This is a genomic window from Lebetimonas sp. JH292 (assembly GCF_000523275.1).
Classification (GTDB): Bacteria; Campylobacterota; Campylobacteria; order Campylobacterales; family Nautiliaceae; genus Lebetimonas.
Window position 1 is genome coordinate 356719 of the sequence record NZ_ATHQ01000001.1, and the last position, 23610, is coordinate 380328.

20 protein-coding genes are annotated in these 23610 nt (G+C 31.9%); 4 read left to right on the plus strand and 16 right to left on the minus strand.

Features of this window, described 5'->3' with window-relative positions; genetic code table 11:
- The 3 genes from DZ64_RS0102170 to cobA form a co-directional block, all read right to left on the minus strand.
- Complete coding sequence (locus DZ64_RS0102170; RefSeq protein ID WP_024789259.1) at nucleotides 1-2220, minus strand: DNA translocase FtsK; 2220 nt, start codon at nucleotides 2218-2220, stop codon at nucleotides 1-3.
- A gap of 23 nt (nucleotides 2221-2243) precedes the next feature.
- Complete coding sequence (gene flgL, locus DZ64_RS0102175) at nucleotides 2244-4832, minus strand: flagellar hook-associated protein FlgL (RefSeq protein WP_024789260.1); 2589 nt, start codon at nucleotides 4830-4832, stop codon at nucleotides 2244-2246.
- Between the two features lie 83 nt (nucleotides 4833-4915).
- Entirely contained in the window at nucleotides 4916-6046 is a 1131-nt protein-coding gene (cobA, locus tag DZ64_RS11330) for a uroporphyrinogen-III C-methyltransferase (RefSeq protein ID WP_024789261.1), read from the minus strand.
- 165 nt (nucleotides 6047-6211) lie between these two features.
- Between cobA and DZ64_RS0102185 the strand changes: the two genes are divergently transcribed.
- Genes DZ64_RS0102185 through DZ64_RS0102195 form a run of 3 tightly spaced genes read left to right on the plus strand, consistent with a single transcriptional unit; the run spans nucleotide 6212 to nucleotide 9225 of the window.
- Nucleotides 6212-7603, plus strand: coding sequence for a CmpA/NrtA family ABC transporter substrate-binding protein (locus DZ64_RS0102185; RefSeq protein WP_024787030.1), 1392 nt, complete (start codon nucleotides 6212-6214; stop codon nucleotides 7601-7603).
- Between the two features lie 9 nt (nucleotides 7604-7612).
- Nucleotides 7613-8428, plus strand: a complete 816-nt coding sequence (ntrB, locus tag DZ64_RS0102190; RefSeq protein WP_024787031.1) for a nitrate ABC transporter permease — start codon at nucleotides 7613-7615, stop codon at nucleotides 8426-8428.
- Nucleotides 8428-9225 (plus strand): ABC transporter ATP-binding protein, encoded by a 798-nt coding sequence (locus DZ64_RS0102195; protein WP_035003050.1) that lies wholly within the window; start codon nucleotides 8428-8430, stop codon nucleotides 9223-9225. The genes ntrB and DZ64_RS0102195 overlap by 1 nt, the downstream gene beginning before the upstream one ends.
- Before the next feature lie 39 nt (nucleotides 9226-9264).
- On the opposite strand, the gene DZ64_RS0102200 is transcribed toward DZ64_RS0102195, so the two are convergent.
- From DZ64_RS0102200 to moaA, 12 genes are all read right to left on the minus strand, one after another.
- Complete coding sequence (locus tag DZ64_RS0102200; RefSeq protein ID WP_024789262.1) at nucleotides 9265-11217, minus strand: molybdopterin oxidoreductase family protein; 1953 nt, start codon at nucleotides 11215-11217, stop codon at nucleotides 9265-9267.
- Nucleotides 11207-12970, minus strand: a complete 1764-nt coding sequence (locus DZ64_RS0102205) for a hypothetical protein (RefSeq protein WP_024789263.1) — start codon at nucleotides 12968-12970, stop codon at nucleotides 11207-11209. The genes DZ64_RS0102200 and DZ64_RS0102205 overlap by 11 nt, the downstream gene beginning before the upstream one ends.
- Nucleotides 12971-13075: 105 nt before the next feature.
- Nucleotides 13076-14419: an exodeoxyribonuclease VII large subunit gene (xseA, locus tag DZ64_RS0102210; protein ID WP_024789264.1), complete on the minus strand. Its 1344-nt coding sequence runs from the start codon at nucleotides 14417-14419 to the stop codon at nucleotides 13076-13078.
- A gap of 40 nt (nucleotides 14420-14459) precedes the next feature.
- Nucleotides 14460-15443 (minus strand): alanine racemase, encoded by a 984-nt coding sequence (locus DZ64_RS0102215; RefSeq protein ID WP_024787035.1) that lies wholly within the window; start codon nucleotides 15441-15443, stop codon nucleotides 14460-14462.
- 24 nt (nucleotides 15444-15467) lie between these two features.
- Entirely contained in the window at nucleotides 15468-15752 is a 285-nt protein-coding gene (rpsR, locus tag DZ64_RS0102220) for a 30S ribosomal protein S18 (RefSeq protein WP_024787036.1), read from the minus strand.
- 10 nt (nucleotides 15753-15762) lie between these two features.
- Nucleotides 15763-16227 carry a single-stranded DNA-binding protein gene (ssb, locus tag DZ64_RS0102225; protein ID WP_024787037.1) on the minus strand — a complete coding sequence of 155 codons (465 nt, stop codon included), beginning with the start codon at nucleotides 16225-16227 and terminating at the stop codon, nucleotides 15763-15765.
- Nucleotides 16217-16552 (minus strand): 30S ribosomal protein S6, encoded by a 336-nt coding sequence (rpsF, locus tag DZ64_RS0102230; RefSeq protein WP_024787038.1) that lies wholly within the window; start codon nucleotides 16550-16552, stop codon nucleotides 16217-16219. The genes ssb and rpsF overlap by 11 nt, the downstream gene beginning before the upstream one ends.
- Before the next feature lie 79 nt (nucleotides 16553-16631).
- Entirely contained in the window at nucleotides 16632-18290 is a 1659-nt protein-coding gene (locus tag DZ64_RS0102235) for a chloride channel protein (RefSeq protein WP_024787039.1), read from the minus strand.
- Nucleotides 18283-19671, minus strand: a complete 1389-nt coding sequence (locus tag DZ64_RS0102240; RefSeq protein ID WP_024787040.1) for a chloride channel protein — start codon at nucleotides 19669-19671, stop codon at nucleotides 18283-18285. Before DZ64_RS0102240 ends, DZ64_RS0102235 begins: the two co-directional genes overlap by 8 nt.
- 92 nt (nucleotides 19672-19763) lie before the next feature.
- Nucleotides 19764-20147 (minus strand): hypothetical protein, encoded by a 384-nt coding sequence (locus tag DZ64_RS0102245; protein WP_024789265.1) that lies wholly within the window; start codon nucleotides 20145-20147, stop codon nucleotides 19764-19766.
- Between the two features lie 10 nt (nucleotides 20148-20157).
- Nucleotides 20158-20949, minus strand: coding sequence for a Sir2 family NAD-dependent protein deacetylase (locus tag DZ64_RS0102250; protein WP_024789266.1), 792 nt, complete (start codon nucleotides 20947-20949; stop codon nucleotides 20158-20160).
- Nucleotides 20950-21128: 179 nt separating this feature from the next.
- Nucleotides 21129-22085, minus strand: a complete 957-nt coding sequence (moaA, locus tag DZ64_RS0102255) for a GTP 3',8-cyclase MoaA (protein WP_024789267.1) — start codon at nucleotides 22083-22085, stop codon at nucleotides 21129-21131.
- Between the two features lie 82 nt (nucleotides 22086-22167).
- On the opposite strand from moaA, the gene DZ64_RS0102260 reads away from it, so the two are divergent.
- The gene (locus DZ64_RS0102260; protein WP_024789268.1) at nucleotides 22168-22950 is read left to right on the plus strand and encodes a ferritin-like domain-containing protein; all 783 of its coding nucleotides are present in this window, start codon (nucleotides 22168-22170) and stop codon (nucleotides 22948-22950) included.
- Here DZ64_RS0102260 and DZ64_RS0102265 read toward each other — a convergent pair.
- Nucleotides 22947-23546 (minus strand): hypothetical protein, encoded by a 600-nt coding sequence (locus tag DZ64_RS0102265; protein WP_024789269.1) that lies wholly within the window; start codon nucleotides 23544-23546, stop codon nucleotides 22947-22949. The two genes, DZ64_RS0102260 and DZ64_RS0102265, sit on opposite strands and share 4 nt — an antisense overlap.
- Nucleotides 23547-23610 lie beyond the last annotated feature (64 nt).

Consider the following 23610-nt stretch of genomic DNA (forward strand, 5'->3'; position numbering starts at 1 on the left):
TTATCTCCCTTTTAAAATTTCTCTTTGCCCTTTACTGTTAGGTTTGGAGAGTATCCCCATTTTTTCCATCTGTTCAATTAAATTAGCTGCTCTATTATACCCAATATTTAGTCTTCTTTGAAGATAACTTATGCTTGTTCTTTTTTCTTTTAATACTATTTCTTTCGCTTCATCAAATAATTCATCCAGATCATCGATATTTTCAAGTATTTCACTTTCTTCGTCAAGGGTATTCAAAAAGCTTACGTCATATTCAGGCTCTCTTTGATTTTTTAAGAATTCCACAACTTTTTCAATTTCCTCTTCACTGGCAAAAGGGGCATGGAGTCTTATAAGCCCTGTAATTCCCGGAGGCGTAAAAAGCATATCACCACGCCCTAATAAACTTTCAGCGCCAAATTGATCAAGAATAACCTTGCTGTCAATTTTCTGCCCTACTTTAAAGCTGATTCTGCTTGGCAAATTTGCTTTAATAAGTCCTGTTACAACATCTACACTCGGGCGCTGGGTAGCAACTATCAAATGTATTCCGCTAGCCCTTGCCATTTGTGCGAGTCTGGCAATAGAATATTCCACATCTTTACCGCTTGTCATCATTAAATCGGCTAATTCATCTATAATTATAACTATATACGGCAGTTTTTCTTTTACTTTTTGATTAAACCCCTCAATATTTTTAACCCTCATTTTAGCCATCAGCTTATAGCGTCTTTCCATTTCCTTAACCATAGCGTTAAGAGCCACTATAGCTTTTTTAGATTCCGTAATTACAGGCGTCAGTAAATGTGGAATATCGTTATAAATGGAAAATTCAAGCATTTTAGGGTCAATCATTACAAATTTAAGCTCATCGGGTGAGTTTCTGTATAAAAGGGATAAAATCATAGCGTTAATTCCCACACTTTTACCACTGCCGGTCGTTCCTGCTATCAATAAATGCGGAAGTCTTTTTAAATCGGTTACAAAAGGCTCCCCTACTATATCCTTGCCCAAAGCTATGGTCAGAGGGGATTTTGCTCTTTTGAATATAGAACTTTCAAGAATTTCCCTTAAATAAATTGTCTGCATTTTATCATTTGGTATTTCAATCCCCACCACATCTTTCCCGGGAATTGGAGCCTGAATCCTGATTGACTGGGCTTTAAGCGCCATAGCCAAATCATCCTGCAAAGCCAAAATTTTACTTACTTTTATATGCGGAAGAGGCTTAAATTCAAATGTGGTAACCACAGGTCCGACATAATATCTTACAACATCGCCTTCTATTTTAAACTGTTTAAGCTTTTCAATCAATATTTTAATTTTTTTATCAATTTCTGCTTCGTTTATTACTTTTTTCTCATTTTTAGGTTTTGCCAAAAAATCCATTGGAGGAAATTTCCAGTTTTTAGGCAAATCCCTTTTACCCGTTTCAATCTGGGAGAGCAATTTTTTGGTATCTTCTAAAACTTCAACTTTAGTTACATTTTTCTCTTTTTCATTTTCTTTTTTACTTTCAATCTCTTCACTTGGCTTCTTGGCTTCTTGGCTACTACTTGCTTCATTTTCAATTATCTCTTTTTCCTCTTCAAAATCATTTTCTTCATCCAAAAGCCCATTCTCAATTTTTATCTCATTTTCAATTTCTTCACTTGAAACTTGGTCCTTGGTACTTGGTTCTTGCTTCTTGGCAACTTGGCTACTATTTTCTTCTTCATTGTCCATTATACATTTTCCACCATAGCCGTTTTTCAAACGGCCAGGTGAGCTTGATTCGCTTTGCTCATTTGCACTCATTTTCACATTTTCACTATTTTTATCATTTTCCATTAAGTTTAATATTTTATCTTCAAAAATCAAAAACACTCCCCAGGCAAACATTACCAATATTAAAATCCAAATGCCAAATATCCCTATGTATTTTTGCAAAGAAAAAATAAACAGTTTTGCAATTATCCCTTTATCAAAAATTTCATATTGTATTAAAAGTAAAGCAAAAAAAATAAAAATTCCGCCTAATACTTTAAGAGAAAAATCAAAATTAAATTTTTCTTTATAAAAAGCATATAAAATATAAATTAAAAAAAGTGGAAAAATATATGCTATATATCCAAACAACAATAAATTTGTTTTTCCAAGAAACGAACCGAATTTACCTACATATGAAAAAGAAGGAAAAATTGTAGAAAGAAAAAAATAAACAAAAAACGCAAATAACAATAAATATAAACTTTTTCGCAAAACCAGCCTTTTTAAACGCAATTTTACCTTAAATAATTAAGAAGCGTCAAATCATTTACTTTTGCGATAGAAGCCAAAAGTGCCTGATATGAAGTTTTCAGTGAATTTAGCCTCATTGTGGCTTCCCCTATGTCGGTATCTATATTTTTTGATTGAAGCGTTTTAGTATGAATCGTTAATGCATCGACTCTTTCGATACTCATATCAAATTCATTGCTTACAGCACCTATTTTTGCATGAAGCTTTCTTACATGATCACTCAAATGATCAATCTCTTCAATTGCACCCTGAATTCCAAAATTTCTGGGATTATCCGAATTTCCGTCCGGATAATTAGTTCCGTTTTTTACGGCATTAATTGCATTTTGCAACATACCGAAAAAATCCACTTTTGCGCTATCTATTGTAATTGCGTCATTGGCCTGAAAAGAAACATTGTTATTATCATCAAAAATAGAAATATCAATTTTTGAAGGATTGTTATTTAAATCTTTTATATAAAATTTTCCGTTTTCCATACCGCTTTTGACTTCTTTTTTTGCATTGTCAAGTGCAGTGAAATAACTGTTTTCATCATTATTAGCCGGAACATTTCCGCTTGTAATCATTGAAATTACATCACCGAGCTGCCTGAATGTAAATCCTTTTACTTTTTTTTCTTTTTGACATATTTTACAGTTATTAGGGTCGGTTTGTGAATAAGTGGTTATAATATCGTGTGCCGGTGTTTTATTGCCCTGGGAATCGAAAATATCATATTTACTGCCGTTTATCTCAAAATAACTCAAATGCCCGTCGCTGTCTTCACTGTCTTGAAGAACTATTTTTGCTGTATTAAAATCTCCGTTTTTATCTCTAAACCTAATTTCAAGCGTTTGTGGCATTTCATCAGTTCCCATAATATCCGTTAAACTTGTATCATCAGTAGCAATTCCTTGGGCATCAGGATTTTCAATTTTATAAATAACCCCGTCTTTTATATATGTTTTATAATCTTTTATAATTTGAGTTTTATTACCTTCTATTAAATTACCGTTTTTCCCCATAAATAACTTATCAAAATTAACTGCGTCCTTACTTCTGAATGCCTGAAGTTTGTTTCCGCTGCTGTCATCTGCCTCTATTGAAACAGAAAATTTGGAGGTGTCATTTTTATTTGTTAAAGAATTATCTGTTATTATCAGTTTTCCTTTTTCTATTTTTACGTCAACATCTCCAAAATTACTTTTTATTTTGTCTATCAAATCCTGCATGGTTGTAGTTGATGTAATATTTAAAGTAGCATTTACACTGTTTCCGTTTGTATCTGTCCCTCTTAATGTCAAATGGTCTATTGTCTGAATAGATCCATCACCGCTTCTAATTGCTTTTGAGCCTATTACATTTTGAATTAAATCAGAAGGTAAAGCGTCTCTAGAATTATCAATCAATCTAAAAATACTTCCAAATTTAAAAATTCTGTTATCAAAATAAGCGTTGTTTGCTTTTATTGTATCAAGATTTCTGATTGAATTAAAATTACTTTTTTGAAAAGAGGCAATATAATCCCCGTTTTTAACAACATCTCCAAGTGAATTTTCATCCCTGTCGCTTGCAACCATATAAAAATCCGTAATTAATTTTCCGCTATTTACGTCTTTTATCTGAATTTCACCCATTTTATTGATGCTTACATCAACTTTTTTAGTAGTTTGGGTATTTCCGTAAAGTTCCCCTATTTTTTCCAAAAGTGTAGAAACCTTTTCGCTGTTTTTTAATGCAATTTTTGAATTTATCGTTTCACCCTGCGGGTTTTTCCCTTTTATATAAAAATAACTTATTCCGTCAGAATATGTTTTTGTAGCCGAATCATAATTATCCTCTACACCGCTTAGCATTCTAATTTCGCTATCTGCACTAACGGGGATATTTTGGGCAACACTGTCAGAATCGGGTATTTGATTATGCTCTTTTATATGTTTGTCAATATAAAGTTTTCCGTCACTTCCTCTTACTACAAACTGGGGATTGGCTTTCATTTTGTCAAACTGGGGAATATTTAAGCTTAAATGTTTATTATAATCATTATCCCTTCCTAAAAACAGGCTCTTTCCATCAATATTATACTCCCTCTCGACGCCCGCACCCAAAAATGCCTTCACACTTTCGCCGTTTCCCTGATATTTTAATTCGTCATTAACAGGCTTTGTATTAAACATACTGCCGCTGAAGATATATTTTCCGTCAATTGAGGTGTTTGCCAAATCCTTTAAATGATTAAGCTCTCCTTCAAGTTCATCTGCTATTGCTTCACGGCTTGTTTTGTCATTTGTATCGTTTGCGGCGTTTAACAGTTTTGTTTTAAACGAATCGAGTGTTGTTACAATATCGTTCATTGTAGTGTCTGTTTCGTTTGCAAATGTCTTGGCAAAATTGGCGGAATTTTTAATCTGGGTAAATGTGTTAAGTTTCTCCTGAAATTTTAAATCATTTACAAAAACAGTTGGATTGTCATCCATATTTTGAATTTTTTTACCGGTTGATAATTCTGTAGTGGTTTTATTAAGCTCACTTAATGTTCTTTGCTGATTAATTAAAAAATTATTATACATTGTAAACTGGGTAACTCTCATTTTTAACCTTCCAAGGTCTCATTTTTTTTATATTATCAAGCAATCTTTATTCCATATCGGCAAAAAAATGTAAATTTAAACCCTTAGAATACAATAACGGCCGGTTTTTCCATTTCTTTAGCTTTTTTAGCAAAATTTTCAAGGGTTGTCTTTATAACCTGTTTTTTAAGCGAATTTATTATTGCAACTTTTTTTAACGGGTCTATTCCTATTTCAAGTGCTTTTTTTTGTATATGTCTTGCACGGCTTAGTCCCATTAAAACTACTATTCTTAAATTTTCTTTTTTAAGCTCTTCAATCCAGTCAAGATTTATTCTTTTGTCTCTTAAATGAGCTGATACTATTAAAACAGTATCTTTTTTTCCTCTGATTGTTAGCGGAATTCCAGCAAAAGTAGGAGCTGATATTGCACTGCTAAGTCCCTCAACAACTTCAACATTTATACCTTCTTTGGTAATAGCTTCTAATTCCTCAGCACCTCTTCCGTAAATAAATGGATGTCCAGATTTTAATCTGCCGACAATTTTTCCTTCTTTAGCGTATTTTAAAATAAGAGCGTTTATTTCTTCTTGTTTTCTTGAATGTTTTCCTTTCTCTTTTCCTACATAAATTTTTTCGCAATTTTCTGGTAATAAATCTAAAATTTCAGGATTTATTAAATGGTCATATAATGCTACATCAAGTGTTTTTAATGTATTATAGGCTCTAATTGTAAGCAAATCTGTATCACCGCTTCCGCATCCTATTAAAAATACTTTTGAAGTCTCTTTTTTTATTGTTTCGTAATCTTTTTTTCTATCTAACTCAAAACTATCAGGCAAAATCCTCTCAATTCTGTCTCTTATTACCTGAGTCAGTCTCGGACTTTTTCCATTACTACTTACACAAACTTCTAAATCACCTTTTTTAGCAATGCTTCCAAAATAAAAATCACAAAATTCCGGCTTATCAACCACATTTAATAAAAAATTCTTATTTTCAAGTAAAAGTTTTGTTACATTCTCATTACCAGTTGCATCAATTACTACATCATATCCATTTAAATCGCTTATTTCAAATTCTTTTAAGGTTACATCATAAGGAAAATTATCTATTTTTTCTTTTGCTATAATTTCAAATTCAACTCCACATTTATTTAAAACATCAGCCTTTTGTTTAGCAACTTTTCCTGCACCTATAATTAAAGCTTTTTTAATTTTTAAATTGATAAGCATTTTCTTCCTTTAATTTTAATGGATTATATCGGAATGTTTTTTTAAGTTTATTTATAAAATGTATAAATTTTTTAATTTTACTGATTAATTTTTATACAATATATTAATACTATTTTTATCTTTTTATTGTTAAAATTCGTCTGTATAAATTTAAAAGGAGATTTTATGAAACTTAAAAAATTATTAACAATCGGACTTGGGGTGTCGGTATTCGCTTCAACACTGCTTGCAGATGTGGAAAAGAAAAAAGTAACAATTGGATTTATTGCACTAACTGACTGTGCACCAATTGTAATTGCAAAAGAGAAAGGTTTCTTTAAAAAAGAAGGACTAAAAGTTAAATTAGTAAAAGAGGGCGCAGGATGGCCTGGAATTCAGCAAAAAGTAATTAATGGACAATATGATTTTTCACATGCTCTTGCTGGTATGCCAATTGCTGCAACTCTTGGACTTATGGGACATGCCCATTTAGTTGCACTTTTAAGCTTAGATTATAATGGAAATGCTATTACTTTTGGTAATAAACTGGTAAAAGAAATGGTTAAATTTGGTCTTGATAAATATAAAAGACCGGTAGGAAGCGAACCACTTAAAAAATATATTGATTACTTAAAACAAAAAGAAGGGAAAAATTATAAACCACTTGTATTTGGTATGGTAGGACCATACTCAACTCATAATTATGAAATTAGATACTGGATGGGAACAAGCGGAATAGACCCAGACAGCGATACAAAATTAAAACCATTCCCGCCTCCAACAATGCCTCAAAACTTAATTGCAGGAAATATTCAAGGTTATTGTGTTGGTGAACCTTGGAATGAAAGAATAGTTATGGCAAGAAAAGGCAGTGCCTTAGTTACAAACTATGATATCTGGAATAACAATCCTGAAAAAGTTTTGCAAGCTAGAGCAGATTTTGTAAAAAAATATCCAAAAACTACAAAAGCTGTAATGAAAGCTATTATTGAAGCCCAAATGTGGCTTGATGAAAGTTGGAAACACAGAAAAGAAGCTGCAAAAATTTTAAGTAAAAAACAATATGTTTATGCACCTGTAAAAGTTCTTGAAAAATCAATGACAGGAACATTCCAATATGTAGCCGGGCATAAGTCAGAGCCAAATCCAATGTTTAACGTATTTGCAAATTATTATGCCGCATATCCGTTTTATTCACACGGAATGTGGTTTATAACTCAAATGTATAGATGGGGACAGTTAAAAAGACCTGTTGATATGAAAAAAGTAATTGAATCAGTTTATAAACCGAAACTGTTCTCAGAAGTTGCAAAAGAAGTTGGTTATAAACTGCCACCAAGTCCATGGAAAGTAGACGGAATTGATAAATATAATAAATTTATGGATGGAAAAGTATTTGACCCGAACAAAGCTGTTGAATATATTTACAGCTTCAAAGTAAAACATCCGGCAGTTAGTGAAAATGAGCTTAAAAAAGTAAATACTTGGGAAGGAAGCCTTAAAACAGTTCAGCCAAAATATGAATGCCCATATGGTGTAGCCGGATGTGCAGACCCTAAATATGTAACAAAAAAATAAAGGTTTTAGATGAAAAAAGTGAATTGGGTTGTAAAAATAATTTTGCCAATACTTACATTTATTGCAATAATAGGGGTTTGGGATGCCCTTTCAGCCAATATTGAGAATTTACCGGGCCCAAAAGATGTCTGGATTGCAGCATTTGGGGGAAATGTTGACGGAGAAGTTGTAAAAGGGGTTTTAACTGATCCTTTTTATATAAATTCTGATGAGGATAAGGGTATTTTTTGGCAGGTGTTAGCCTCTTTGGAAAGAGTGTTTGGAGGATTTATCCTGGCGATAATAATAGGTGTTCCAATCGGTTTTATGATTGGAATGAGTAAAAAATTTTATTATGCCCTAAATCCTTATATTCAAATATTAAAGCCGGTGTCTCCGCTTGCCTGGCTTCCACTGTTTTTATTAATTTTTCAGGCAATTAACCCAACGGCAATTGCAACAATTTTTATTACATCAATATGGCCGATTATTTCCAATACGGTTTTGGGGGTTCAGAGTGTAAATAAAGATTATATCAATGTTGCAAGAGTACTTAAATTTTCACCGATAGAAATGGTGTATAAAATTATGCTTCCTGTATCGGTACCTTATATTTTTACGGGAATGAGACTATCCCTTGGTATAGCATGGATTGTAATTGTCGCTGCCGAAATGCTAACAGGTGGAACTGGTATCGGTTTTTGGATTTGGGATGAATACAATAATCTAAATTATCCGCATATTATTATTGGAATTATCATAGTTGGGATTGTTGGATGGATATTAGATACCATCATGGGTAAAATAGCAGACTTTTTTGATTACAGAAAAAGAGGGAGAGCGTAATGAGTATTGAAAATTATTTAATTTTAGAAAATATTGAAAAAAGATTTCCTATTCCGGGAAAAGAAGATTATGTGGCCATAACTGATATAAACTTAACTATCAAAAAAAATGAAATAGTCTCAATCATTGGGCACAGCGGCTGTGGTAAATCAACATTGCTTAATGTAATTTCACAGCTTGAGCCTCAGACAAAAGGTAATGTAATTTTAGAAAACAAAGAAATAAAAGGCCCGGGACCTGACAGGGCGGTGGTTTTTCAAAACCATTCTCTTCTTCCTTGGCTTAGTGTTTATAAAAATATTGAAATGGCGGTAAAAAAAGTAATGCCTGATTTATCAAAAAATGAATTAAAAGAAAGAGTGGAAAAATTTATTGACATGGTACATTTAACTCAGGCAAAAGACAAATATCCCGATGAAATTTCAGGCGGTATGAAACAAAGGGTCGGTATTGCAAGAGCAATTGCAGTAAGACCGAAAGTATTGCTTATGGATGAGCCTTTTGGTGCACTTGATTCATTAACAAGAGCAAATTTACAAGATCATTTAATGAGAATTCAGCAAAACGTTAAAAATACAGTTATTATCATTACACACGATGTTGATGAAGCTGTACTTTTAAGTGACAGGGTTGTTATGATGACAAACGGACCTGCTGCCACTATTGGTGAAATCCTTGAAGTAAATCTCCCTCGCCCAAGAGACAGGGTTGCTCTTCAGGAAGACCCTGAATATATCAGATGCAGAGAAGCCATACTCGAATTCTTATATCAAAAATTTGCAAAAGAAGACGAATAATATCCATTCTATTCCTCCTTTTTGCCCTCCTTAAAAAATTTAAATTTTTCTTATATTTACAGGAGTATGGTTGTAGTCCGGCTCTTTACTGACCGGATCTAAAATAGGGTTAGTTAGGAAATTAACTTTTCTATAATGCATTAGAATTGCCACAACTCCTTTTTTTATTTTACTTTTTTTGACTTTCAATGTAACTTTTCCAAATTTAGATTCAATATTAACTAAATCACCTTCTGCAATTCCTAAATCTTTCATATCCTCTTCATTAATTTCTACAAATTCAACTTCATCTTTTATAACCTGTCCTGTTTTTGTCATACTATGCCAGTGGTTTTCATGGCGTGTAGTAATTAGTAAAAACGGATATTTACTATCAGGTTTTAAGCTTCTGTTTTGTTTTTCAACCCATAAAAGATTTGCTTTTTTATTAGGTGTTAAAGCTTCTTTTAAATTTTCTCCCCATCTAAAAGGCTTTTCTTTTAATTTTTCATAATCACACTCATAAACGTTCATATCAGGGCTTAGTCTTGTCATCTCTTTATACTCGTTAAACACTTCTTTACCTGAATTAAAATCAAATCCGCTAAATCCAAGAGCTTTTGCTATATTAGCAAAAACTTCCCAGTCCTGTTTTGTCTGTTTTTTTCTAAAAGGCATTTGCAAAGTAATTAATCTATCCAAATTAGTCTGAGTACCTTCCTTTTCTCCCCAAGGAGCAACCGGAATTATCAAATTAGCAAATTTGCTCGTTTCACTTCCTTTATATGCATTTAGTTCAACTACTAAATCAATTTCACTAAAAGCTTTCTCAGTTTCGCTTCTATTTGGCAAGTGATACACAGGGTCTGTATGAGCTACAATTAAGACTTTTAATTTGCCTTTTTTTACCATTTCATCAGCAGTTAGACCAGGTTTATTTGGAATATTTTCAGTTTTCCAAAATTCTTCTACTTTTTTTACATTCTCAGGAGTATAATCTAAATGAACAGCTAAGGTTGTAGCAAGTCCCCCGACTTCTCTTCCTCCCATAGCATTAGGCTGACCGGTTAGAGATAAAGGACCGTTTAAATCTTTAAACATTTTACCTGTTAATATAAAAAGATTTATAAAAGCAATATTTTTTTCAACCCCCTCGCTGCTTTGATTAAGCCCCATTGTCCAGCTTCCGACAATATTTTCATTTTCTCTCCACATCTCAGCTAATTTTTCAAACTTATCTTTGCTAACCCCGGCAAGTTTTAAATATTTATCAATATCTACTTTTTTTAGTTCTTCAAAATATTCATCATTAAAATTAACTTTTTCTTTTAAAAACTCAAAATCAACCATTCCTTCATCTAAAAACTTTTTAGCAAGAGCTAAAAATAGATAAATATCCCCACCCACATTTATATCAATATACAAATCAGCTATTTTTGCCGTTTTTGTAAATCTTGGATCAATTACTACTACTTTTAATCCATTTTTTTTAGCTCTTTTAATTCTATTGAAAAATACAACATGCGCTTCTGCAATATTGCCTCCGGCTACAATATATAAATCTGAATTAATAGCATCTTCCATAGTTAAAGGCACATAATCGCTTCCTATTGTTTTTTTATATCCTACAACAGCGCTTGCCATACATGTTCTTGAATTAGTATCAACATTTGCTGTATTTATAAATCCTTTACCAAGTTTGTTTGCTATATAATAATCTTCATTTAAAAGCTGGCCTGAGAGATAAAATCCGATTTTCTCAGGAGTTGAAGCTTTTATTTTATCTGTAATGATTTTTATTGCTTCTTCATAGCTTATTTCTTTAAACTCTTCATTTTTATTTTTACGAAATAGTGGTTTTAAGATTCTATTATTTACAACTTTATCTTCAAGACTTCCTTTTTTGCATATAAGCCCTCTATTTGCAGGATAATCTTTTAGAGGTTTTATTCTGTTTTTAATCTCAAATCCGCATCCAACGCCACAATAACTGCAAACACTTTTAAATTTCATCTATCACCTCACTCCATACCTGATATTTCCCGCTTACCATATTATCAATAATTTCATAAATTCCGCCTTTATATCCAAATTCTTTTAAGCTTTTAACTTGTAGCGGATTGAATAGATTGTCAAATGCGTGTGTTTTTGTTATTTGATAAAATAGCTTATCTCCAATTTCTTTTATTTCAAAATATTCAATTTTATTTGATTTGAGAGGCAGGGTTGGTAAAAACTCAAAATGTTTAGCATTGAATTTCATAATAAATCCTACTGCCCACTCGCTCATATTAGTTTCTTTATACCACTCTTCATAAGGCAGTTCACTACCTTTATAAAGTTTCATCATAGGAATAATATATTTTTCAAGTTCATCCAATGCAACTTTTAAAACTTTTTTGCCTTCTTTTTTAGAATTTCCTCCCACATAAATTTCTACACCCGGGACTATACCGGAATCTTTTTTAACTTTTGCGCCTACAAATCCAAAATCTCCAACCCCGTGAATCCCGCAACCTTTAACACATGCAGACCAGTGAAATTTAACAATTCCATCAATCGGCACTAAATCATTAAGCCTGTTTGCCAAATTTATAGCATCGTGTTTATTTTCAATTACCCCAAAAGAGCATGTTTTTATACCTGCACATGCTACGAGATTGTTAAAATATGGATTTGGAGCATATTTTTTATATAATGAACTTTTTTCAACAATACCGGATACTTCAGTAATATAAAAGTTTTGGTCAAATGTTAATTTAATCACACCTCTGACACCTTTTGCAATTCTTGCTGCTTCAATCATATCACTTCCGCTAAAAATTCCAGAAGGAACTATAAATTTATATGCATATTTTCCTGAAACAAGTTCTTCTTTTAGGAAATAATTTATTTTAATATCTGTTAAAAGCTCACTTGTCTTAACAAATTTATAATCTAAATATTCTTCTAATGCTTTTATGAAATTTTCAATTCCGACTTCTCTAATTAAAAATGCAAAGCGGTTTTTATTTCTGTTGTCTCTAAATCCATATTTTTTATAAATTTCTTTAATTCCCCTAAATAACAAAACAGCCTCGTTAATATCTACAAAAATTTTAGAATCAATTCCCATCATACCGACTCTACCGCCCATAAAAACCCTAAATCCGTATTTTCCTCCGCTTTTAGCAAGTGCAAATCCCAAATCCTGGGTAAATACGTTTGAAGTGTTCTTAAAATTTCCACAAATACCAATATTGAATTTTCTAGGAAGCGTGCATACTTCTTTTTTTAAAAACTCTTCTTCTAATTTTTCTCTTAAAATCCTATCATCTATTACCGAGCTTTTAGAAATTCCTGCCATTGGGTCGGTTAAAATACCCCTGAAATTATCAACTCCTGTCTGATAGGTTATTACTCCCACACTTTCAAGTTCATTCAATACTTTATAAAGATTTTCTTCTTTAATATATCTAAGCTCAAGCTGGGCTCTTGTAGTAAGGTCTATATAATTATTTCCGTATTTTTTAGCAATTTCTCCAATTTTAAGAGCTTTTATCGGAGTTAATTCTCCGTCTTGGATTCTTACTCTTAGCATATAATCATCTGTATTTTTTTTATAAAAAGCCCCAAAACATTTTAGAAAAAAATTTCTGTCTTCCGGTAATAATTTGTTATTTTTCAGTCTTTCAAGAGCTTCAAAAGGAGTTGAGGTTTCTTTTATTTTTTCAATTTTATTAATTTTTTTGTGTCTGTTTGAAACTTCTTCTAAAATCTTTAACATTTTATTCCTTTTTTTAAAGATTTTATCAAAAATAGTTCCATTTAATAATCATATTATTGAATAAAATTTATACATTTATGAATAAATTTTTTTATTTATACAGTTTTACTGCCCACCGCTTACTATCTTAAGCGCTTTTGAAAGAATTGAAGTTGTGGCATTTTCAACATAAAATTCATCATCTTTTTTTATACAGTTTAAAGAAACTTTTTTATCCCCTATCCTAACCTGTGCAAAACCTTCTTTTTCTCTGTTTTTCGGATTCATTCTTTCATATGCGTTTTTAACGGAGTTTAATTCTTTTTCTTTAAAATAAATTATTTCATTCATTTTGTTTTTTAACTGATTTTTCAACAAATTTATTTCTTTTTCAAATTCTTCTATTTTTCTAAGCGGAGAAGAAAGAATCATACTTTTTTGAAGATTTATAAAATCATTCTCTTTTTTTCTTAAAATTCCATCCGTTAAAATATAAAAATTTTTTTGTAAAACCCTTATTTCATCAAGCCTCATATCAAATTTTTTAACAGGTGAATTTGATATAAAAAGCTCTTTTGTATGAATAAGTATTTTTTCTTTTTTTTGCAGAATCTGATTTATTTTATAATTAAAACTTTCCATCATTTCATCAATTGAAAGTAAAATTTCATTTTTATCAGGAAGTGCAATTTCCATGGCGTTCGAAGGAGTTGCGGCTCTTTTGTCCGCCACAAAATCACTTATTAAATAATCAATCTCATGTCCTACCCCTGAAATTACCGGTGTTTTTGCCTTAAATATCGCATCAGCCACAATTCTTTCATTAAAAGCCCATAAATCTTCACGGCTTCCGCCTCCTCTTCCGAGTATTATTAAATCAAAACCTTTTCCGTCATCAAAAATATATTCATCCGCCATTTTTATTTTCATTGCAATATCGCCAGGGGCGCCATCCCCCTGAACCAAAGTATTAAAAAGATAAAATTCACTTAAAAGCCATCTTTTTTTTGCAATCCTCAGCATATCCTGCAAAGCCGCCGCCGTTCTTGAAGTAACAATTGCTATTCTTTTTGGAAATTTCGGAAGCGGTTTTTTATTTTTTTCATCAAAATATCCGAGGTTTTTTAATTCTTCTTTTAACTGTTCATAAGCTTTTTGCAGCGCCCCTATTCCGCTTGGGGTAATACTTTGAGCTATTAGTTTGTATTCCCCTCTGGGAACATAAATATTTACAGCTCCGTAAACCAGGACTTTTTCACCCTCAGTGAGTTTAAATTTCATTCTTGAAAGATTACTTCTCCACATTGCACAGTTTATAGAAGAATTTTCATCTTTTAGTGTAAAATAGAGATGCCCTGAATTATGATAAACAGCTTTGCTCACTTCCCCTTCGACATAAACTATTTCAAAATGAGAATCAACAACGGATTTTATCTGATTGTTAAGCTGGGTTACACTTATTGCTTTCATTTATTGCCTTTTACTCTTCTCACCACTCACTACTCACCACTCACAACTCACTATTTATAACTTCTCTTTTTATTCTCGGGGAAATTTTCACTAAAATATCATAAGTTATAGTGTCAAAATTTTTAACAAACTCTTTCACATCATCAAACACAACCACTTCGTCAAAATCACCTTCAACTATCATGGAATCCATAGAAATTTTTCCAAGTGCATTTGTGTTTTTTAATTTGCACCCCTCTGTGAAACAAGGCAGTCCGTCACCGTATCCCACATCAACGGTTGAAACCGTTATATTTTTATCACTCATAAATTTTTTATTATATCCCACACCCTGAAGCGAAAAAATTTTTCTTTTTGAAATTGTTTTTGCAACTAATTTCATAACTGGTTTAAACCCTTCAATTCCACCGTACATTGCAATTCCGGGACGTACATAATCAAAAGTATAAGGCAGTTTGTCTAAAGCGGCTGAATTTGCTAAATGAAAATACGGTATTTTTAAACTGTTTTTTTCACAAAAATTAATAACTTTTTTTCTTATTTCTTCAAATCTCTTAAGTTGTATAAATGTATCGTTCCCAATTTCATCCGCACAGCAAAAATGGGAAAAAACGCCTCTTAATTCAAAATTTTTTTCTTTTATAATATTTAAAGCCTCATTTAACTCATCCGTTAAAATTCCGTTTCTGTGCATTCCTGTATCAATTTTTAAATGAATATAAGGGTGACGGTTTTTTTTAAGCTGAATTACTGAATTAATTCCGTAAGAAATATTTTTCGCATTTCTGTTAGTACCGGGGTAAAATACAATTACTTCTTCAAAAAAGCTTTTTACCATTTCGGCTTCAGAATTGTTTTTAACACAGACTTTTTTAATACCGTATTCATTTAGCATTTTTGAAAAAGTAATTATTCCGTGTCCGTAAGCATTGTCTTTAATTACGGCAAGTATATTAGGATTTATTTTTGAAATTTTATCGAGGTTAAAAAAAAGATTTTTTTTGTTTAAATAAACTGTAGCCATAAATAAGCCCCGAAAAAGGGGGAATTATTTGGCTTTAAGAGGTTTGATGGCCTCAAACGGATTTTCGACAACTCTTTTTCTGTCAACTACATAAGGGATTAACGCCACTTGTCTTGCTCTTTTAATGGCTTTTTGAACCATATCCTGATGTTTTTTACAGGTACCTGTTAATCTTCTTGGCATAATTTTATATCTTTCAGACAAAGAATATTTAATTAAGTCAATATCTTTGTATCCGATATAATCTACTTTCATTTCACAATATTTACATCTTTTTTTTCCGTATTTTTTCTTTGGATCCTGTGCCATTATCTATCCTTTAAAATGGTATTTCGTCTTCGTCAATATCTATTGACGGTATATCTTTGTTTTGTTTAGGCTGTGAATGTTCTTTAGGTGCTTGCGGCTGAGGAGCTTGATAAGAATTTTCATAATTTCTGTTTCTCTCAGCTTCCGCTTTTGTTTCCATAAACTGTATTTTTTCAGCAACTACAGAATGTTTGCTTCTTTTTTGTCCGCTGCTGTCAACCCACTGGTCTAATACCAATCTTCCCTCAACTAATACTTTAGAGCCTTTTCTTAAATATTGATTGGCTATTTCCGCGCTTCTACCAAAAACAGTGACATCTATAAACATAACTTCTTTTTTGTTTTCTCCGCTCACACTGTCTTTATATGTTCTGTTTGTTGCAATTCCGAATTTCGCTATTGCCGTCCCTGCAGGGGAATATCTGAGTTCAACGTCTCTTGTCAAATTCCCTACAAGGATAATTTTATTGTACATTTTTTGCCATTTCTTCGAAACGTTTTATTTCTTTTTTATTTTCATATTTAACTGTCATAAATCTTAACAAATCTTCGTTATATCTCATTTGTCTTTCAAGTTCAAGCATTGCGCCTGATGGAGCTTTGTAATAAATTATATAATAATCTCCTCTTTCAAACTTTTTAATAGGATATGCCAACTGTCTGATTCCTATTTTATCCATAGCAACAACTTCTCCACCTTCTTTAGAAATTACATCCTGAATATTTTGAAGGTTTTTTTCCTTGTCTTCGTCCGTTAATGTCGGTTTTAAAATAAACATTGTTTCATAATGTCTGAGCATTAATTCTCCTTCTGGCTAATTTAGCCCCTTAGCTTGGAGCAAGGAGGCATTGAAACGAAATTATACTAAAAATAAATTTTTATTTCAAATAGTATGCCGAATTAGCGGTCGAGAGCTCTTTTACAAGTTTTCTTAAATCAATAAACCCAAGATATTTCCCATTTTTATCAACAAACGGAACAAATCTGTTTCCTATAAGGCTTATCGCTTTAATCAACTCTTCCATAGACGGATTTTCTTTTATACAAAAAGGTTCCCTGGTCATTATGTCTTTTATTTTTATGTTTTTTTTATGCAGCAGGACACTTTTTCTTATATCTGTAAGGGTAACTATGCCTATTAATTTTTCCTCTTCATCTACTATAGGCAAAATTGCATACCTGCTTTTTTTTAAAATTTTTGAAGCCATATATACTGAGAGATTTTCTTTTAGGGGATTTATTTTCACTAAATATTTTTCCAGTTTACAGTTTTTTAAAAAGTTATAAATATCTTTATTATCAATATCTATACCTTTTTGAAGCAATGCCCTTTTAAAAAAAGAATCTCCCTGAAAACATGAAATTAAATAAACGCTGATGCTTGAAGCCACCAAAATAGGCAAAATCAACTGATAAGAATGGGTAAGTTCGGTTATAATAATTGAACTTCTAAGAGGTGTTTTTGTAATTCCGGCAAGCATTGAAGAAGCCCCCACCACCGCAAAAATTCTCGGATCTATCCCGTATTTTGTAAAAATATCTCCAAACCAGAAGCCTCCGAATGAACCTATAAAAATACTCGGAGACATTATTCCTCCAAAAAGCCCGCTTCCTATACTTAAAATAAGCCCTGCCGTTTTTGCGAGAAAAATTATTAAGATATAATCAAGTGAATAATTATTATTATTTAAAAGTGCGGTAATATGTTCATATCCCACTCCGGCACTTTCCGGGACAAATGCAACAATCATCCCTACAGCAAAACCTGAAAAAACAATATATCTGTGCCAGTAATGCCTGTTTTTTAACTTAAAAATTCTTAAATATTCAAGACCCTTTATAATTACAAGACACAACAAAGCAATAAAAACCGCCTCAAAAGGCACAAATATGACATATTCCTCATTCCAATGTAAATGAGGGACAATAAAAGCCGCAAAATTACCTATAAACTCCCTTGAAATAAAGGTTGCGGTTACAACCGAAACAATAAGGGGGATAATAACATATGAATTTATTTTACCGATTATTATTTCAAGCCCCAAAAGCGCCCCGGCTATCGGTGCATTAAATGTTGCGGCAATGGCGGAAGCAATGGCGGCTCCCAGATAAATAGGAAAATTTATTTTCTCTATTTTCAGTTTTTCCAAAAAAACTTCGCTCAAAAGTCCTCCCATTTTTGCTATAGGGCCTTCCCTTCCGACAGGCACACCGAATCCTATGCTTACGCTTGTTAAAAACAGAACCAAAAAGCCTTTTATTTTGGAAAATTTACCTTTTAAAAGAATCACCTTTTTTGCAATAAGCTCAAGCGTGACATTTTCAGAAGATATTTTAAATTTTTTTACCAAATAATCTGATATAAAAAACAAAAAAGGAACAGAAATCAAATAAAAATAATGGGTTTGAAAAATGTTCAGTTTATCATTTAAAAATGTAAAAATTTTTATCAGCCACCTGAATAAAATAGCTGAAAAACCGCCTATTGCCCCCAAAAGAAGAGGAATTATAAAAAAATGCCCCGTATTTTTAAGCATTTTTGTTTTTCATATGAGAATGTAGTGATTTCAAATCCCCTCTGAAAGGATTTTCAAGTCCAAGATAGAGACTGTAACCGAAACTTGTAAGATAACTTGTAATAACAGCCGCCGTCATAGGTATCACAACATCATCATGACTCATTTCCGTAATCATTACAATTGCGGCAAGCGGTGTTTTTGCAGCCGCACTCAAAGCAGCCCCCATACCGGCCAGTGTAAACATAGCAATTTCATCTGGAAAATAATTTCCGAAAATATTACCCACTGCAGCACCTATTATCAAAACAGGCAAAACAAGACCGCCGGGAATTCCAAAAGCCAGAGTAAAAGATGTTATAACTATTGTATATAAAATAAAGGCAATGTCCATTTTTATTGTAAAATGATTCTGGGCTAAATTTGAGAGAATTTCCATATTCGCAGGAGCAGAGAGTATATCGATATTATTGGTGGAATAATAAATTCCTATCAAAAAAGGAATTGAAATAAGCGTTCCGATTAACGGTCTTCTGTTGACAGGAATTATCCTTGATGTTTTTTGAAGAAAATGAAAAGTTATTGTATAAACATAAATAATTATTGAAATTACAATTCCCATTAATATAATATACGGAATATCATTTAAATACCAAATAGGCTTTTTAACCAAATTGATAAATGCGTGATTACCCCTGAAAAATGAAAAAGTCAGATAACTCGTAATGGATGCAACAATCATAGGCACAAAAGGCCTGTAATCAAAATCATAAGTATTTTCAAGCTCCATTGCAAAAATTGAACTTCCAAGGGGCGCTTTCAGTAATGCCCCTGTAAAGGCGCCCCCTCCGATTAAACCAAGCATATTTTTAAATTTTCTTGAAAATCCGTATGCTTTGCCAAGCCACTCTCCTAAACCTACCCCCAGGAAAAAAGAAGGCCCTTCCCTTCCCGCGATAAACCCTCCGGATAAGGTGAAAATAGAAACTATAAGTTTTAATAAAAGAGTTTTAACCTTTAAATAAAGAGGGGTTTTTAGATGTAAAACGGCAAAACCTATTCCAGGTCCCCCTATTTTTGAATCCTGGTTTAGGGCAAATCCGGTAATAACAGAAACCAAAAAAGGATAAATAAATAAATAAATTATATTGGTATTAAGATATTTGTTTATATGAACTATCAACAAATCCATAAAAGAGGCTATTACACCTGTAGTAATACCGATAGCAATGGCAAACGGGAGCCATTTACCGACAAAAAACAAAATTGAAAGCATATCCACTTTCATAACCTGGGAATGTATGATATTTTTATATGTTTTTTTTATGTAATCAATGAAATCCAAATGCTCGTTTTTTCCAAGAATTAGTTTGGCAAAAAAATTTTCCAATTTTTCTTTCATTTTTATCCCCTTGGGATATTATACAAAAATTAAAAATAAATTTAATAAAGTTTTAAAAAAAACTTTATTTTTTATCTAAAAAGTAACAATTTTTATTTACACTGATAATATATGACTATCTGCTGGGAAGGTATTTTTAATGCGATTTGTGAAACGTTTTTATCTGCGAAAACAATTACCTGTTTATCTTTTGTTACATAAACGTCAAACTGGTTTTTTATAGTCTGTATATAAGGCAGTGTGTCGTTTTTATCACCTATTTTTAAAAACAAAGAATTATTTAAGGGTTTTATATCTATTTTGTATAAGTTCTTCAAATCTTTTCTAATCTGTTTATTTGTTTTTACATCATTGGGCACATTAAATATTTTCCCGTTTTTTTTAAACGCAAAACCGAGTGTTTCACAACTGTAATTTTGATTCAGGTTAAAACCAAAAGAAAATACTGCAATTAAAAATAAAAAAATTTTTTTCATAAATTTTCCTTTATAAATATTTTCTGATTTTTTTTAGCGCATCAAGAGCGCCTTTTTTAATCTCAATATCAGCCCCGTGACTCTCAAGCGGATTTATTCTGATAAGAGTAGCGCCAAAGCTGTTTTTTACTTTTTCGCTCATATTTCTAACGGTAGGCACTTCACTTCCGGCCCCTATTTCAATAATAACCAGATTATCAACCCTTTGAAGCCAATATTCAAATCTGGCAATCTGAAGATTTACTCTTTTTTCAATAAATCTGAAATCTCCAAACATTAAAATATTCGGTCTTGCTATTATGCCACAATTTTTGCATTTAGGAAAGTTTAAAGCTTCAAACTTTTCTTCATCAATTTCAATATTTTCATTGTTTTCCCAAATTTCACTGCTGCACGGTTTAGTGCATTGCAAATAATGAATACTGCCGTGAATTTCTACAATTTTAAGTTCGCTAAATCCGGCTTTTTGAAACTGAGAGTCAACATTTGAAGTAAAAACAAATTTATCCTGCGAAAGATTTAGTAAAATATTAAAGCCTTCATGCGGCGTGGTTTCTCTATACATTTTGAGTCTATGACTATAAAAAGCCCATGCTAGTTTTGGATTAATATCAAACCATTTTGGATTTGCCAAAGCTTCAAATGAAAGTCCAAGTTTTTTTGCTATAGGATAAGCTCTCCAAAATCCTTCTTTTCCTCTAAAATCAGGCAAACCACTATCAACCCCCATCCCGGCCCCGGCTGTTATTAATATATGGCTTGATTTTTTTATAGCTTCTGCGGCTTTTTTTATATTTTCCATTTTCCCCCTTAATTTTCCATTTTTCAACTTTATTGGCTTCTTGGCAACTTGATACTTGACTACTAACAACTCACCACCCCGCCGCTTTGCAAGCGGACGGACAGACTCAAAACTCACTACTCACCATTTTCACCACTCACCATTTTCACCACTCACCATTTTCACCACTCACTATTTAATCACCCTCCTGTCTCCCAAAACGCCCTGTCGCTTACTTTTTCTTCTTGCCAGTCATTTTTTTCAGGCTTATTTTTTACAACATCTCTTAAAATTTCTGCAGCTTTTTGTATGTTTCCCCCTCTTATAGCCTCTTTTATATTATAACTTTCTGTAAAGAAAAGACACGGTATTAAATACCCCTCAGCCGTTAATCTGATTCTGTTGCAGCTTTTACAAAATTCTTCATTGTGAGGCTCGATAATACCAAATATATTTCCGTCATTTAACATAAAATTCTTGCTCGCCTCGTTTTTTTTCGGAAGTTCTTTAAAAGAATATCTGCTCCTTATTTTTTCCAAAACTTCTTTTGAATCCACCCTTTTAATACCGGGATAAGCCCTCTCATTTTCCATAAACTCAATAAATCTGATTATCACATTTTTATTTTTTGCAAATTCCAGCAAATCCAAAATTTCATTATCGTTAATTCCCTTCATAACCACTGTATTTAATTTCACTTGAAATCCAACCTTTATTGCCTCGTCAATTCCTTCTAAAACATTATTCAAGCAGTCTCTCTGGGCTATTTTTTCGGCAACTTCAGGTTTTAGGGAATCTATTGAAATATTAACTCTTTTAAGCCCGGCATCTTTTAATCTTTTAGCATATTTTTTTAAATAATAACCATTTGTAGTAAGTGCTAAATCAAGCTCCGGTTTATAATCATGGAGCATTTTTACAAATTTATCCAAATCTTTTCTAACTAAAGGCTCTCCCCCTGTAAGTCTTATTTTTTTAACACCCTCATCAATGGCCAATTTTAAAAATTCAAACATTTCTTCATAACTTAATACATTTTCCTTAGGCTCCCATTCAAATGGGGTATTCGGCATACAATAAAGACACCTGAAATTACACCTACTTGTAACCGAAACCCGTATATAGTCTATTGTCCTGTTAAACGAATCTATTAACATAATTAGCCTTATATATAATTTTATATAGCGGATTGTAACATAAAAAATGAAAAAATGCTATAATTTATAAAAAGGTTTTTAAATGTATTCCATTTTGGAAAAAGCTATAATTTCAGCTGATGCCAGTGAAAAAGAAAAATTAATAAAAGAAATTAACGTTAATCCCGAATCAAAAGAAAAACCGAAATTTTTTGAAAAACCAAGCTACGCAAATTTTTGTAAAATTGTCCCTCCTGCCAATGTGCCAAGAAGAAAGGGATTTAAAACAGATGAAAAAAAAGCTGTTTTGCTTCATGCTTTAATTCATATAGAATATTCAGCTATTGATTTAGCTCTTGACGCCTGTTACAGGTTTAGAAATATGCCGGAAGGATTTTATATTGACTGGCTGGAAGTTGCCGCTGATGAAATTAAACATTTTAAACTTATAAATAATTTATTAGAAAAAACAGGGCATAAATACGGGGATTTTCCAGTTCATAATTCACTTTTTGAAGCAAGTCAGAAAACTCAGGATTTACTTAGCCGAATGGCAATAATTCCAAGATGGTATGAGGCAAACGGACTTGATGCAAATGAAAAAATAATCAGTAGACTACAAAAATATAAAGACCCTTTTGCACAAGAAGTAATTGCAGTGCTTAAAATCATTTTAAAAGAAGAAATTCCTCATGTGAGCAAAGGAGACAAATGGTTTAAATGGATTTGTGAAAAAGAAAACTTAGAACCAATTGAAACATATTTTAATATAGTAGATAACTTTTTTAAAGACTGGAAGAAAAAAGATTTAAATGTAGCCGCAAGGCTAAAAGCCGGATTCAGCTGTGATGAGCTTAATATTTTAAGCGGAGAAAAAGTCTGTTAAAAAATTCCGCACTCAACCCTTCCTCCGTCAGCCAAATCAGCCCTTATTACTTCAAAAATAAGTTTAAGATTTTGCGGTTTTTCCCCTGCAAGTTCTTTTTCCATATCACTTGTAACCGTATGGACTTTTTTTATTGTAATGCTTTGTCCGGGGGCTAAATCCACATCTCTGTCTATATAATCCTGCAAAATTTTAACTTCGTCTTTATCTTCTATAATTAAATCACCTTTTAAATGAACTATTTTTTTAGGATATTTATTTGTAAGGGTATAAGTTAATGTATAATAAGGGATTACATCATCGTGATATTCATAAGAAAAATTACTGGCTTTTATATTTTTACAGCTATTAAGCACCAATTTATTTTCAAGCTCTTTTTTTTGAGTTTCTTGTTGTTTTTGAACCTGCTCTTGAATTTTTTGTTGAGATTGATTTAACTCTTTTTTTAAACTTTCAATTTCTTTATCTCTCTGGTCAACTTTTTTTTCAAGCATATTCATTTTCTGAAGTATCAAATCAAGTTTTTTATTAATATCATCGTTGTTTGCCGCAAACATAACTGAAGCGATTAACGCTATAGCAATTATTTTTTTCATTTTATTCCTTTTTTATTGACATTTTAGCAAAAAAATTTTATAATTCAATTTACTTATTAGTAAG

Coding starts and splice junctions, on each gene's coding strand:
- DZ64_RS0102260 (WP_024789268.1), top strand. CDS start 22,168: ATGTATTCCATTTTGGAAAAAGCTATAATTTCAGCTGATGCCAGTGAA.
- DZ64_RS0102265 (WP_024789269.1), bottom strand. CDS start 23,546: ATGAAAAAAATAATTGCTATAGCGTTAATCGCTTCAGTTATGTTTGCG.
- cobA (WP_024789261.1), bottom strand. CDS start 6,046: ATGCTTATCAATTTAAAAATTAAAAAAGCTTTAATTATAGGTGCAGGA.
- flgL (WP_024789260.1), bottom strand. CDS start 4,832: ATGAGAGTTACCCAGTTTACAATGTATAATAATTTTTTAATTAATCAG.
- DZ64_RS0102235 (WP_024787039.1), bottom strand. CDS start 18,290: ATGCTTAAAAATACGGGGCATTTTTTTATAATTCCTCTTCTTTTGGGG.
- DZ64_RS0102195 (WP_035003050.1), top strand. CDS start 8,428: ATGAGTATTGAAAATTATTTAATTTTAGAAAATATTGAAAAAAGATTT.
- ssb (WP_024787037.1), bottom strand. CDS start 16,227: ATGTACAATAAAATTATCCTTGTAGGGAATTTGACAAGAGACGTTGAA.
- moaA (WP_024789267.1), bottom strand. CDS start 22,085: ATGTTAATAGATTCGTTTAACAGGACAATAGACTATATACGGGTTTCG.
- ntrB (WP_024787031.1), top strand. CDS start 7,613: ATGAAAAAAGTGAATTGGGTTGTAAAAATAATTTTGCCAATACTTACA.
- DZ64_RS0102245 (WP_024789265.1), bottom strand. CDS start 20,147: ATGAAAAAAATTTTTTTATTTTTAATTGCAGTATTTTCTTTTGGTTTT.
- xseA (WP_024789264.1), bottom strand. CDS start 14,419: ATGAAAGCAATAAGTGTAACCCAGCTTAACAATCAGATAAAATCCGTT.
- DZ64_RS0102200 (WP_024789262.1), bottom strand. CDS start 11,217: ATGAAATTTAAAAGTGTTTGCAGTTATTGTGGCGTTGGATGCGGATTT.
- DZ64_RS0102205 (WP_024789263.1), bottom strand. CDS start 12,970: ATGTTAAAGATTTTAGAAGAAGTTTCAAACAGACACAAAAAAATTAAT.
- DZ64_RS0102215 (WP_024787035.1), bottom strand. CDS start 15,443: ATGGCTACAGTTTATTTAAACAAAAAAAATCTTTTTTTTAACCTCGAT.
- rpsF (WP_024787038.1), bottom strand. CDS start 16,552: ATGCTCAGACATTATGAAACAATGTTTATTTTAAAACCGACATTAACG.
- DZ64_RS0102250 (WP_024789266.1), bottom strand. CDS start 20,949: ATGGAAAATATAAAAAAAGCCGCAGAAGCTATAAAAAAATCAAGCCAT.
- DZ64_RS0102185 (WP_024787030.1), top strand. CDS start 6,212: ATGAAACTTAAAAAATTATTAACAATCGGACTTGGGGTGTCGGTATTC.
- rpsR (WP_024787036.1), bottom strand. CDS start 15,752: ATGGCACAGGATCCAAAGAAAAAATACGGAAAAAAAAGATGTAAATAT.
- DZ64_RS0102240 (WP_024787040.1), bottom strand. CDS start 19,671: ATGAAAGAAAAATTGGAAAATTTTTTTGCCAAACTAATTCTTGGAAAA.